The sequence below is a fragment of the Marivita sp. genome (assembly GCF_965656765.1).
Taxonomy (GTDB): Bacteria; Pseudomonadota; Alphaproteobacteria; order Rhodobacterales; family Rhodobacteraceae; genus Marivita.
On record NZ_CBFHLV010000016.1, the window covers coordinates 16,527 to 29,025 of the forward strand.

At 57.1% G+C, this 12,499-nt stretch carries 17 protein-coding genes; all 17 read left to right on the forward strand.

Going from position 1 to position 12,499, the window contains the following annotated elements:
* Positions 1-40 precede the first annotated feature (40 nt).
* Positions 41-406: an NADH-quinone oxidoreductase subunit A gene (locus ACTG4M_RS06790; RefSeq protein WP_439122891.1), complete on the forward strand. Its 366-nt coding sequence runs from the start codon at positions 41-43 to the stop codon at positions 404-406.
* Positions 406-930, forward strand: a complete 525-nt coding sequence (locus ACTG4M_RS06795) for a NuoB/complex I 20 kDa subunit family protein (RefSeq protein ID WP_439122928.1) — start codon at positions 406-408, stop codon at positions 928-930. The genes ACTG4M_RS06790 and ACTG4M_RS06795 overlap by 1 nt, the downstream gene beginning before the upstream one ends.
* Positions 927-1,538: an NADH-quinone oxidoreductase subunit C gene (locus ACTG4M_RS06800; protein ID WP_439122892.1), complete on the forward strand. Its 612-nt coding sequence runs from the start codon at positions 927-929 to the stop codon at positions 1,536-1,538. Before ACTG4M_RS06795 ends, ACTG4M_RS06800 begins: the two co-directional genes overlap by 4 nt.
* The gene (locus ACTG4M_RS06805) at positions 1,538-1,966 is read left to right on the forward strand and encodes a GFA family protein (RefSeq protein WP_439122893.1); all 429 of its coding nucleotides are present in this window, start codon (positions 1,538-1,540) and stop codon (positions 1,964-1,966) included. The genes ACTG4M_RS06800 and ACTG4M_RS06805 overlap by 1 nt, the downstream gene beginning before the upstream one ends.
* Positions 1,966-3,195: an NADH-quinone oxidoreductase subunit D gene (locus ACTG4M_RS06810; protein ID WP_439122929.1), complete on the forward strand. Its 1,230-nt coding sequence runs from the start codon at positions 1,966-1,968 to the stop codon at positions 3,193-3,195. The genes ACTG4M_RS06805 and ACTG4M_RS06810 overlap by 1 nt, the downstream gene beginning before the upstream one ends.
* On the forward strand, positions 3,192-3,479 hold the full coding sequence (locus ACTG4M_RS06815) for a hypothetical protein (protein WP_439122894.1): 288 nt from the start codon (positions 3,192-3,194) through the stop codon (positions 3,477-3,479). The genes ACTG4M_RS06810 and ACTG4M_RS06815 overlap by 4 nt, the downstream gene beginning before the upstream one ends.
* The gene (locus ACTG4M_RS06820; RefSeq protein WP_439122895.1) at positions 3,476-3,784 is read left to right on the forward strand and encodes a hypothetical protein; all 309 of its coding nucleotides are present in this window, start codon (positions 3,476-3,478) and stop codon (positions 3,782-3,784) included. Before ACTG4M_RS06815 ends, ACTG4M_RS06820 begins: the two co-directional genes overlap by 4 nt.
* Positions 3,785-3,792: 8 nt before the next feature.
* Entirely contained in the window at positions 3,793-5,037 is a 1,245-nt protein-coding gene (locus ACTG4M_RS06825; RefSeq protein ID WP_439122896.1) for an NADH-quinone oxidoreductase subunit E, read from the forward strand.
* A gap of 34 nt (positions 5,038-5,071) precedes the next feature.
* Positions 5,072-5,929, forward strand: a complete 858-nt coding sequence (locus tag ACTG4M_RS06830) for an endonuclease (RefSeq protein WP_439122897.1) — start codon at positions 5,072-5,074, stop codon at positions 5,927-5,929.
* A 19-nt stretch (positions 5,930-5,948) separates the two neighbouring features.
* Positions 5,949-6,167 carry a DUF5337 domain-containing protein gene (locus ACTG4M_RS06835; RefSeq protein ID WP_439122898.1) on the forward strand — a complete coding sequence of 73 codons (219 nt, stop codon included), beginning with the start codon at positions 5,949-5,951 and terminating at the stop codon, positions 6,165-6,167.
* Positions 6,168-6,170: 3 nt separating this feature from the next.
* Complete coding sequence (gene nuoF / locus ACTG4M_RS06840; RefSeq protein WP_439122899.1) at positions 6,171-7,469, forward strand: NADH-quinone oxidoreductase subunit NuoF; 1,299 nt, start codon at positions 6,171-6,173, stop codon at positions 7,467-7,469.
* A gap of 77 nt (positions 7,470-7,546) precedes the next feature.
* Positions 7,547-7,867 (forward strand): hypothetical protein, encoded by a 321-nt coding sequence (locus ACTG4M_RS06845; RefSeq protein ID WP_439122900.1) that lies wholly within the window; start codon positions 7,547-7,549, stop codon positions 7,865-7,867.
* A gap of 150 nt (positions 7,868-8,017) precedes the next feature.
* Positions 8,018-8,350: a hypothetical protein gene (locus ACTG4M_RS06850; RefSeq protein WP_439122901.1), complete on the forward strand. Its 333-nt coding sequence runs from the start codon at positions 8,018-8,020 to the stop codon at positions 8,348-8,350.
* 89 nt (positions 8,351-8,439) lie between these two features.
* Positions 8,440-8,835 carry a DUF5333 family protein gene (locus tag ACTG4M_RS06855; RefSeq protein WP_439122902.1) on the forward strand — a complete coding sequence of 132 codons (396 nt, stop codon included), beginning with the start codon at positions 8,440-8,442 and terminating at the stop codon, positions 8,833-8,835.
* A 197-nt stretch (positions 8,836-9,032) separates the two neighbouring features.
* Positions 9,033-11,054 carry an NADH-quinone oxidoreductase subunit NuoG gene (nuoG, locus tag ACTG4M_RS06860; protein ID WP_439122903.1) on the forward strand — a complete coding sequence of 674 codons (2,022 nt, stop codon included), beginning with the start codon at positions 9,033-9,035 and terminating at the stop codon, positions 11,052-11,054.
* 44 nt (positions 11,055-11,098) lie between these two features.
* Positions 11,099-11,461, forward strand: a complete 363-nt coding sequence (locus tag ACTG4M_RS06865) for a hypothetical protein (protein ID WP_439122930.1) — start codon at positions 11,099-11,101, stop codon at positions 11,459-11,461.
* A gap of 7 nt (positions 11,462-11,468) precedes the next feature.
* Positions 11,469-12,497 carry an NADH-quinone oxidoreductase subunit NuoH gene (gene nuoH, locus ACTG4M_RS06870; RefSeq protein ID WP_439122904.1) on the forward strand — a complete coding sequence of 343 codons (1,029 nt, stop codon included), beginning with the start codon at positions 11,469-11,471 and terminating at the stop codon, positions 12,495-12,497.
* Positions 12,498-12,499: the final 2 nt, after the last annotated feature.

Consider the following 12,499-nt stretch of genomic DNA (forward strand, 5'->3'; position numbering starts at 1 on the left):
ACGACGCGTCTAAGTGCGCGATGGGAAAAGGAGCCTCGTCTTGGAAGACATGCTGCGGGAATACCTGCCAATCCTCGTATTTTTGGCCATAGCCATCGGATTGGGCCTTGTCCTGATCCTTGCCGCTGTCGTGATTGCGGTGCGCAATCCGGATCCCGAAAAGGTGTCGGCGTACGAATGTGGGTTCAACGCGTTCGACGACGCGCGGATGAAGTTTGATGTACGGTTTTACCTCGTGTCGATTTTGTTCATCATTTTTGATCTCGAAATTGCATTCCTGTTCCCTTGGGCGGTGGCATTTCAGGACATCAGCATGACAGGCTTTTGGTCGATGATGGTGTTCCTCGCCGTTTTGACCATCGGCTTTGCTTATGAATGGAAAAAAGGAGCGCTGGAATGGGAGTGATGGCTGGCGCGAATACCGCAGGGGCGGACAAGGAAGTCACCACGCAGGCGCTGAATGCGGAACTAGCGGATAAGGGATTCCTGCTGACCTCGACCGAAGACATCATCAACTGGGCGCGCACCGGGTCGCTGCACTGGATGACGTTTGGCCTGGCCTGCTGTGCGGTTGAGATGATGCACACCTCGATGCCGCGTTATGATCTTGAGCGTTTTGGGACAGCACCGCGCGCATCCCCGCGCCAATCGGACCTGATGATCGTGGCGGGCACGCTGACCAACAAGATGGCCCCGGCGCTGCGCAAGGTTTACGACCAGATGCCGGAGCCGCGCTATGTGATTTCGATGGGGTCTTGCGCCAATGGCGGCGGCTATTATCACTATAGCTATTCCGTGGTGCGTGGCTGTGACCGGATCGTGCCGGTCGATGTCTATGTGCCGGGCTGCCCTCCGACAGCAGAAGCGTTGCTGTATGGGATCATGGCTCTGCAACGCAAGATTCGCCGGACTGGGACGATTGTACGATGAGTGAAGCCCTCAACGAACTTGGCCAGCATATTGAGTTGAAGCGCCCCGACTGCGTGATCGCATGGGACGTCACGCACAATGAGCTGAATGTGGATGTGGCACCGTCGAATATCGCGGGCTTTGTCGAGTTTCTGAAGACGGACAATACCTGCAAGTTTTCGTCGTTGGTGGACATTACCGCAGTTGATTATCCAGATCGGCCCAAGCGGTTCGACGTCGTGTACCATTTCCTGTCGATGTACCAGAACCACCGCATTCGCCTGCGCGTCAGTATTCGTGAAGACGAGATGGTCCCTTCGGTGACGGATGTGCACCCAAGTGCCAATTGGTTCGAACGCGAAGTCTTCGATATGTTCGGAATCCTGTTTTCGGGACATCCGGACTTGCGCCGCATTCTCACCGATTATGGTTTCCGCGGATATCCGTTGCGCAAGGATTTCCCGACCACGGGATATACCGAAGTGCGCTATGACGAAGAGAAAAAGCGCGTAGTGTACGAGCCGGTGAGCCTTGTTCAGGAATATCGGCAGTTCGATTTCATGTCCCCGTGGGAAGGCGCGCAATACGTGCTTCCGGGTGACGAGAAACAGGACGAAAAGGCGGGCTGATGCAGACAATGTCTGGTTCTTGTCTGTGTACGGCGTGTACTTTCACCGCGTCACCCGTGGAAATGGAAGCTGGGGCCTGTCACTGCGGGATTTGTCGCAAGTGGTCTGGTGGGATCAACATGGCGGTTCACTGCAAGGACGTTGTGTGGAACGATGATGCGCCTTTGCTGCGTTACGCCTCCAGCGATTGGGCGGAACGGCTGTCGTGCAGGACGTGTGGTAGCAATCTGTCGTATCATTCGCTTGATGCGCCGCAGTCTGAACATGTGATCTCTCTGGGGGCTTTTCACGAGCCAGAGAAATTTCCGGTGATGTCCGAGATATTCATTGACGAAAAACCGGAGACCTTTGCCTTGGCAGGGATCCAGAAGTCTATGACCGGGGCCGAGGTCTTCGCGATGTACGCCCCCGAAGGAGAAGCGACATGATGGACGGCTCCAAGTTCGACGATGGAAGCATCGATGCGGTTTCTGGCGAACAGAGCATCCGCAACTTTAACATCAACTTCGGTCCGCAACACCCTGCAGCGCATGGTGTTTTGAGGCTTGTGCTTGAGCTGGATGGCGAAATCGTAGAGCGCTGCGACCCGCATATCGGCCTGCTGCACCGTGGCACCGAGAAGCTGATGGAAAGCCGCACCTATCTGCAAAACCTGCCATATTTCGACCGGCTTGATTACGTGGCCCCGATGAACCAAGAACATGCTTGGTGTCTGGCGATTGAGCGTTTGACCGGCGTTGAAGTGCCGCGCCGGGCCTCTTTGATCCGTGTTCTGTATTCCGAGATCGGGCGCATCCTGTCGCATCTTCTGAACGTCACAACGCAGGCGATGGACGTTGGTGCGCTGACCCCGCCGCTGTGGGGGTTTGAAGAGCGCGAAAAGCTGATGATCTTTTACGAAAGGGCTTGCGGCGCACGTTTACACGCAGCCTACTTCCGCCCGGGCGGTGTTCATCAGGACCTGTCGTCAGATCTTATCGATGATATCGCGGAATGGTGCGAAACCTTCCCGGCGGTGCTGAACGATATCGATGGCCTGCTGACCGAAAACCGCATCTTTAAACAGCGGAACGCTGATATCGGTGTTGTCAGCGAAGAAGAAATTCAAGACTGGGGCTTTTCAGGCGTCATGGTGCGTGGATCGGGCCTTGCCTGGGATTTGCGCCGTGCACAGCCCTATGAATGCTATGACGAGTTCGACTTTCAGATCCCCGTGGGCAAGAATGGCGACTGCTATGATCGTTACCTCGTTCGACTGGCAGAAATGCGCGAAAGCGTGAAAATCATGAAGCAGGCCATCGAAAAGCTGCGTGCGCCTGAGGGACAGGGCGATATTCTGGCCCGTGGCAAAGTCACGCCGCCGAAACGGTCCGAGATGAAGACCTCGATGGAAGCTCTGATCCACCATTTCAAGCTCTATACCGAAGGGTTCCACGTGCCCGAGGGCGAGGTTTATGCCGCCGTCGAGGCGCCTAAAGGCGAATTCGGGGTTTATCTTGTCGCCGATGGTTCAAACAAACCATACCGCGCCAAGCTGCGTGCGCCGGGATACCTGCACCTGCAGGCGATGGACCATGTTGCCAGCGGACACCAACTGGCCGATGTGGCGGCCATCATCGGGACGATGGATGTTGTGTTTGGAGAGATTGACAGATGACCAGCCGTTTCCTTACCGCCTTTGCCGGTCTTGGCCTGCTGAGTGCTTGCGCTTTGCCACCCGAGGGTGTGACACCCGTCGACCTCGCGGCATTTGACGAGGCGGTTGCCTCGATTGGCTGTGATTTGGTGGATGAAGGCGATTATCTGCCGGTTGAGTTGCAGACTGGTCTGACGCGTCAACAGGTTTTGGAAACCGCGCAGTTCCGTCTTGCCTCTGAACAGGCCGTGTCGTTGTCGAATGGCGGTATTCGCCTGATCACCGGGGCCTGCGCGCCGGAATGATCCATTCCGCTGTCATAGCTGCCGCGGCGTTTGCCGGGTCTGCTGCGATGGCGTTTGCGCCGGGACAGTCGGATTACGTGTTCTCGTCTGATTTGCTGGTGCAAGGCTTTGAGCCTTTCGGAACCGGTGCCTCAGGCAATGTGTTGTACGGGATGACAAACGGCTCCGACATCTACCTGTGTTTTCTTTTCGACACACCCGAAGATCAGGCCACCCGCCAAACGGCGCTTTTGGACGAACTGGCCGGACAGGCCAAGGACCGCTCCGTACCGAACATTCCCGTTGTCTGCGTGATGACGCAATAGGATCCGATATGTTACGACGCCTTCATTCCGAACAACCTGCAAGTTTTGCCTTCACCCCGGATAATCAAGCCTGGGCCGATGCGCAGATCACCAAATATCCCGAGGGTCGTCAGGCCAGCGCGATCATTCCGCTGTTGTGGCGCGCCCAAGAGCAAGAGGGCTGGCTGACGCGCCCCGCGATCGAAGCAGTCGCGGATATGTTGGGAATGGCGTACATGCGAGCGCTCGAAGTGGCCTCGTTCTACTTTATGTTCCAGCTGCAACCTGTTGGCAGCGTTGCTAATATCCAAATCTGTGGAACCACGTCCTGCATGATTTGTGGGGCTGAGGATCTGGTAGCTGTCTGCAAAGACAAAATCGCATCCAAGCCGCACACTTTGTCTGCGGATGGCAAGCTGAGCTGGGAAGAGGTCGAGTGCCTTGGCGCCTGTGCAAACGCACCGATGGCGCAGATCGGCAAAGATTACTACGAAGACCTGACATCTGAGCGATTTGCTGAAATCTTGGATGAGTTGGTGGCTGGCAAGGTGCCAGTACCGGGCCCACAGAATGGCCGTTACGCGGCCGAGCCGAAGTCTGGACTGACCAGCCTCACTGATCATGAATCCGGGCGTCACCAGTACAATGCGTCGGTGCAATTGGCGACTGATATCGGTGACACGGTCAAGCGGATCGACGGGACCGAAGTGCCTTTGATCACGCCGTGGCAGGGAAAAGCGGCCAACGCGGGGTCTGCACCCAAACCTGGCCCTGACGCGATGATGCCACCGGCTGGTCCAGACGGTCCGCAGGGGGGGCGGGCAAAAGGCGATGCGCCGGCGCCGCGCGACGTGGGCGATGCATCGGACAAACGGTCTGAGGCACCTGGTCAAGCCCCGAATGTCGAAGCGAAAGCCAAGCCACCGGTCGATGCGCCAGCGGCGGGCTCCAACACTCCGGCTGCGTCTGGGAGCGATGCTGCACCGGGTCTGAAGCCCGCAACGCTCGACGCGCCGAAAGATGGCAAAGGTGACGATCTTAAGCAGATCAAAGGCATTGGTCCCAAATTGGCTGCGCTCTGCAACCGCTTGGGGTTTTACCACTTCGACCAAATCGCAAGCTGGACCGATGAAGAAGTGGCCTGGGTGGATCAGAACCTTGAAGGGTTCAAAGGCCGCGTTTCCCGCGATAATTGGGTCGAACAGGCCAAGACACTTGCCTCAGGCGGCGAGACAGAGTTTTCTGCACGTGTAAATAAAGGCGATGTTTACTAGTAGTGACATCTGAACACGGACAGGGAGAGTACGAATGCAACAACAGAATTCCGGCATAGGTTGCCAGCTGGGGTCATGGGCTTTGGCCGCAGGGGCGGGACTGCTTGTCTTTATCCTTCTGCTTGTTATCGGAGGCTGGGGCCTCATTGGAGCCATTTTCATGGCGGGGCTGGCATTTGTTGTTCTTGGCCTCGTGTTTAGTTGGATCTTCTGCCGTGACTTGCCCGCGGCGCGTGGGCCCGGCAACGTGGACGCATCTGGTAAAGCGGCGACACCAGCAACGGCTCCGACAGCCGCAGCGCCTGCTGCAAGCCCGGCCAAGGCTGCGTCTACAACGCCCGGCGCCACTGCAGCGCCTGCCGCAGCTGAAGCAAAGTCAGAAGTCGAAGCGGCCAGCGCCCAAGCTGATGCAGAGGCCGGTGCGCAGGTGAAACCGTCCGCGCGTCTGGCGGGTCAGGAAGACCTTGCTTCCCGCAAAGGCGACTGGAAATACGAAGGTGACGGCGACAAGCCTGCGGCAAAACCTGCCAAGAAAGCGGCACCCGCTGCAGCTACTGCGACGCCTGACTATGACGGTGATGGCAAAGCAGAAGGAACAGCAGAGGGGACAAAGCCCGTTACGCTGACCGAAGCCCGCGAAGGTGGAGCTGATAACCTCAAGGAAATCACAGGGGTTGGGCCAAAGCTTGAAAAGCTTCTCAACTCAATGGGTTTCTATCACTTCGACCAGATTGCCAATTGGACCGCTGACGAAGAGGCATGGGTGAACGCCAATCTCGAAGGGTTCAAGGGCCGCGTGTCACGCGACAACTGGATCGAACAAGCAAAAATCCTCACTTCTGGCGGGGAAACAGAATTCTCCAAGCGCGTTGACGATGGTGACGTGTACTGACGGGGGCTAAGACCACACCATGAGCCGGGATTCAGACGAGGCGCGAAAAGGACGGCGCATTGCGCTTTTCATCGCCGCAGTTGGCCTCTTCTGGATCCTGGTGACTGCTATCGGATCTCAATATGGCTGGAGCCAACGGGTCCGGGCGCTGTTCGACCTCGTCGTACTTGCGGGGTTTGGGGCAGGACTTTGGATGACATACCAACTCTGGCGTGCGCGCCAGGCTGACAAGGATTGAGCAATGCTGAGCGATCAGGACCGGATCTTTACCAATATCTACGGGATGCACGACCGGACCCTCAAGGGTGCGCAGGCGCGCGGCCATTGGGATGGCACGGCCAAGCTGATTGAGAAAGGGCGCGACTGGATCATCGACGAGATGAAAGCCTCTGGTCTGCGTGGCCGGGGCGGCGCAGGATTTCCTACGGGTCTTAAGTGGTCTTTCATGCCCAAGGAAAGCGATGGACGTCCCAGCTATCTGGTTGTGAACGCTGACGAATCCGAGCCGGGTACGTGCAAAGACCGCGAGATCATGCGCCATGATCCGCACACGTTGATCGAAGGCTGCCTGATTGCGTCTTTCGCGATGCAGGCGCATGCGTGCTACATCTACATTCGCGGTGAGTACATCCGCGAAAAAGAAGCGCTTCAGAATGCGATCGACGAAGCGTACGATGCCGGTTTGGTGGGCAAAAACGCGTCGGGCTCTGGCTGGGATTTTGACATCTACCTGCATCACGGTGCCGGTGCCTATATCTGCGGAGAAGAAACCGCGCTGCTGGAAAGCCTCGAAGGTAAGAAAGGCATGCCGCGCATGAAGCCGCCGTTCCCAGCGGGGGCAGGTCTTTACGGTTGTCCGACAACCGTGAACAACGTGGAGTCGATTGCTGTTGTGCCAACGATCTTGCGTCGTGGGGGTGAATGGTTCTCAAGCTTTGGCCGTCAGAACAACGCGGGTACCAAGTTGTTTGCGATTTCAGGCCATGTGAACAACCCGTGCGTCGTTGAAGAGGCGATGTCGATCTCGTTTGAAGAGCTGATCGAAAAGCATTGCGGCGGTATTCGTGGCGGTTGGGACAATCTCAAGGCGGTGATCCCCGGCGGTTCGTCCGTGCCCTGTGTGCGTGGCGAGAACATGAAAGACGCCATCATGGATTTCGACTACCTGCGCGGCGAACTTGGTTCCGGCCTTGGCACTGCAGCGGTGATCGTGATGGACCAATCCACTGACATCATCAAAGCAATCTGGCGCTTGTCGGCGTTCTACAAGCACGAAAGCTGTGGCCAGTGTACGCCCTGCCGCGAAGGCACCGGTTGGATGATGCGCGTCATGGATCGTCTGGTGCGCGGCGAGGCAGAGGTCGAAGAAATCGACATGCTGTTCGATGTAACCAAGCAGGTCGAAGGCCACACCATTTGTGCGCTTGGCGACGCGGCGGCCTGGCCGATCCAGGGTTTGATCAAGAACTTCCGCGATGAGATCGAAGACAGAATCAAGGCGCAGAAAACCGGTCGTGTCAGTGCGGTTGCGGCGGAATGATAAAAAGAAGCGTCGTGATTGCGGCGCTTTTTTCCTCTGCTTTGGAAGCAGACGAACTCCCAGAGATGCCATCTGCCTTGAAAGATCTGAAGTGGACGGCAGATTTTGCAGCGCTTATCGCATTGAGATGTGAAGGTTTCTCACTTTTACCAAGCGGTGAAACAGCGAACGTTCCTCATGTGCAAGCTTATCTGCGAAACTTAGAGCAGAGCGGTGTCGATCTTGAAAAATGGGGACGTCAATACCAAGAACCAGAGGCTCTAGGCGGCGAAATTGCGGTTATGCTGTTGGAGAAAGGTGGGGTTGAGCTCAACCCGGATTGGCATCTTTGTGAGATTGCTGAAGAAGTCATGTCGTCTGAAATGCTATTGAAACACTTCCTGACCCGAAATTTCTAGCTGTTATCGGTTGCCTGCAAAACCACGTCTCAGAGCCGAGGGGCCAGCGTTTAAGAAAGCCTTGTAGACGCGCCTTTTTCCACCTCGGGGCTTGCATGCGCGCCGCGTCTAAGCGCATGGTGCGGCCAAGTTTTTCCAAGGGGTGATATCATGAAAACAGGTTGGGTCTTGGTGCCTGTGTTGTGCGCTTTGACGGCATGCGGCCGGGGAGATCTGGACACTGTGACCTTTGAAGGTGCGCGGTTTGACGGTGATCTGCGTTCTGAACGGAGCGACCGCGCAGGGTTTGTCGCAACGGGCGGTCCTGCATCCGTCAGCCTCGAGGGATCCAAGCAGGCAGCGATGTACCAAGCCGTACAACATTGCATTGCCTATCTTGGCAGCTCGGATGTCGCGTGGACCAATGGCCCGGATGTGGATGATTCTGACTTGATCATAACCGACAATGAAGTGGTTCTCTCTGGGCGGTGTGTTGAGCCATAAATTGCTGGAATCTCCGAAGATTTAACCTCTGATATTGAATAGCCAACAGTGATGCCCCCATATTACAGGCGCATTAACCCGGGTGAATTATGCGTATTTTGACGGCAACACTGATATTGGCTCTAACCGTTGGCACATCGGCCATGGCCAAGCCGCCATTGCGCGACGTGGCTGAAATTGACGACGCGATCATGGCTATCGCGATTGCCGATGCGATCCGCAAATCCTGTGACAACATCAATGCGCGCCTGATCCGCGCCTATTCTGAATTGAATCGTCTAAAGTCATTGGCCCGAGAGCGGGGCTATACCGAGGATGAGGTCGAAGATTATGTAACCTCCAAGGCTGAGAAGGCGCGGATGAAAGACAAGGCGGAACGGTTCCTTGCGGAAAACGGTGTTCGACCTGATGACCGTCCTGCGTTGTGCCGGTTTGGACAGACGCAGATTCAATCGCAGACGCAGATCGGTCAATTGCTCAGATAAGCCCAAGAATCAGTCACTTGTTGGGTGCGCTGTGCAGTCGCAGCAATTTGAGCCCCGCGTCGATATTTCCCGTGATCTTTTTGCCTGAAGATCTGGCCTAATCGAATAACCCGCGTTAGAAGGCGAGCGACGTCAGCCGATCGCCGGATTGCCACGGCATCGACTGCGCCAGCCAAATGGGAACAAAGGGCTCGGGCATGTCTGACTTGCGCAAGATCATCATTGATGGGAACGAAGTTGAAGTAGAAGGCGCGATGACGCTGATCCAGGCTTGTGAGCAAGCCGGGATTGAAGTGCCGCGGTTCTGCTATCACGAACGTTTGTCCATCGCGGGCAACTGCCGGATGTGTCTTGTCGAGGTCGTCGGCGGCCCGCCCAAACCTGCCGCAAGCTGTGCGATGCAGGTCAAGGATCTGCGCCCCGGGCCGGAAGGTCAGCCTCCGGTGGTAAAGACCAACTCGCCCATGGTGAAAAAGGCCCGCGAAGGGGTGATGGAGTTCTTGCTCATCAACCATCCGCTGGATTGCCCGATCTGCGATCAGGGTGGCGAATGCGACCTGCAGGATCAGGCGATGGCGTATGGTGTCGATTTCAGCCGTTTCCGCGAACCCAAGCGCGCGGTTGAGGATCTGGATCTTGGCCCGCTCGTTGAGACGCACATGACACGTTGCATTTCCTGCACCCGTTGTGTGCGCTTTACGACCGAGGTCGCGGGAATTAGCCAGATGGGCCAGACGGGTCGGGGTGAGGACAGCGAAATCACCGCGTATCTAGGCGAAACACTCGACAGTAACATGCAGGGCAACATCATCGACTTGTGCCCAGTGGGCGCTCTGGTGTCGAGGCCCTATGCCTTTACCGCCCGTCCGTGGGAACTGAACAAGACCGAATCTGTCGATGTGATGGATGCGCTTGGTTCAAACATCAGGGTGGATACGAAGGGTCGCGAAGTGATGCGGTTTCTGCCGCGCAACCATGACGGCGTGAACGAAGAATGGATTTCCGACAAAACCCGCTTTGTCTGGGACGGGCTGCGCCGCCAGCGTCTGGATAAGCCATATATCCGCGAAAACGGCAAATTGCGCCCGGCATCCTGGCCTGAGGCGCTGACCAAAGCGGCCGAGGCGATGAAGGGCAAGAAGGTTGCCGGTCTGGTGGGCGATCTCGCTCCGACCGAAGCTGCTTATGCGCTGAAGGCACTGATCGAAGGGCAGGGTGGGAACATCGAATGCCGCACCGATGGGGCCAAGCTGCCTGCGGGCAACCGGTCGGGCTATGTCGGCACGGCGGCAATTGAAGATATCGAAACGGCCGACAAAATCCTGCTGATCGGCACTAACCCGCGTGACGAAGCACCGGTGCTTAATGCCCGTATCCGTAAAGCGTGGGCATCTGGCGCAGATGTCATTCTGGTCGGCGAAGCCGTGGATCTGACTTATGATTACGAGCATATGGGCACGGGCCGCGCGGCGCTTGCACATGTCGCTGGTTTGGACATGTCGGACTTGCAGGACAAGAATTGCGTTGTGATCGTCGGGCAGGGTGCACTACGCGAAGCAGACGGTGCTGCTGTCTTGGCGACGGTTCAGGCGATTTGCGAAAAATCGGGCAACCAGAAGCTCATGGTACTCCATACCGCCGCGGGTCGCGTGGGTGCGATGGATGTTGCGTGCACCACGGATGGCGGCCTGAACAAGGCCATCGAGGGCGCAGAGGTTATCTACAACCTCGGCTCGGACGAGGTCGACATCGCGGACGGTCCGTTTGTGATCTACCAAGGCAGCCATGGTGATCGCGGTGCGCACCGTGCGGATATCATCCTGCCGGGGGCTGCCTATACCGAAGAACAAGGGCTCTTTGTGAACACCGAAGGTCGTCCGCAACTGGCGCTCCGTGCCAGCTTTGCGCCGGGCGAGGCCAAGGAAAACTGGGCGATCCTGCGGGCGTTGTCGGCTGAACTGGGCGCGACATTGCCGTTCGACAGCCTTGCGCAACTTCGTCAAGCGTTGGTCAAAGACGTGCCGCATCTTGCGATGATCGACCAGGTGCCTGAAAACGAATGGCAGGCAGAGCCGACAGACAAACTGGGCAATGCGGATTTCCGCAATGCCATTCAGGATTTCTATCTGACCAATCCGATTGCACGGTCCAGCACTTTGATGGCTGAGCTGTCTGCGGGGGCCAAAGCCCGCAGGGGCACCAAGATCGCGGCGGAGTGAGTAGGGTGCGCCATTTGGCGGTCATAACACCTGTTGCGCTTGCGATGGTTGGTGGGTTGTCCGGCTGCGACGCCGCTCAGCCAACAATGCAACGCTTTGCGCCGGACTACGAAGGCGTTCAGACCACCTTGCTGGTTGGTGATTTGGTCAAATTCGATGTGACGATGCGTGGTGCACGCGGTGCTTCGGACGTCGCGGATTACGCGGAATGCGCAGCGGCGCAATACGCGGTGATCCGGGGTTACGGATTTGCGCGGCATTTGCGCACAAATGTATACGAAGAGGCTGGCCTCTGGCGAGGAGATGCGGTTTACACCATCTCGCCGGCGCTGCCCCGTGGGGTGCGGACCCTCGACGCTGAAGTCGTGACCGCGTCTTGCGTTGAAAACGGAATACCGATGGTTTGAGGACGTGATGGCTGACTTCTTTACCACCCCTTTAGGGATCGGCGTGATCATCGTGGCACAGTGCCTAGCGGTACTGGGCTTTGTGATGGTGAGCCTTCTGTTCCTCGTCTATGGCGACCGGAAAATCTGGGCGGCTGTCCAGATGCGTCGCGGGCCCAACGTTGTAGGGGCTTACGGGCTGCTGCAAACCGTGGCGGACGCGCTGAAATATGTCGTCAAAGAGGTCGTTGTGCCGGCAGGCGCCGACAAGCCGGTGTTCATGCTGGCACCAATGACAAGCTTTGTACTTGCCATGATTGCCTGGGCGGTGATTCCGTTCAACGACAGCTGGGTGCTTTCGGACATCAACGTGGCGATCCTGTTCGTCTTTGCCGTGTCCTCGCTGGAAGTGTACGGCGTGATCATGGGCGGATGGGCGTCTAACTCCAAGTACCCGTTCCTCGGATCGTTACGCTCGGCGGCACAGATGATCTCGTACGAGGTGTCATTGGGTTTGATCATCATCGGCATCATCATTTCAACCGGGTCGATGAATTTCGGCGACATTGTGCGTGCGCAAGACGGGGATTTCGGGTTCTTTTCGTGGTATTGGTTGCCGCACTTCCCGATGGTGTTTCTGTTCCTGATCAGTGCTTTGGCCGAGACCAACCGCCCGCCGTTCGATCTTCCTGAAGCGGAATCCGAACTGGTTGCTGGCTATCAGGTTGAATACTCGTCCACGCCGTTCCTGCTGTTCATGGCGGGTGAATACATCGCGATCTTCCTGATGTGTGCGTTGATGAGCCTGCTGTTCTTCGGTGGTTGGCTGTCGCCGATCCCGGGCCTGCCGGACGGTGCGTTGTGGATGGTGGGCAAGATGGCATTCTTCTTCTTCATCTTCGCGATGGTGAAAGCGATCACGCCGCGCTACCGCTACGACCAGCTGATGCGCATTGGTTGGAAAGTGTTCTTGCCGTTCTCATTGGTTTGGGTCGTCTTCGTGGCCTTTGCTGCAAAATTCGACTGGTTCTGGGGCGCATTCGCGCGCTGGGTATAAGG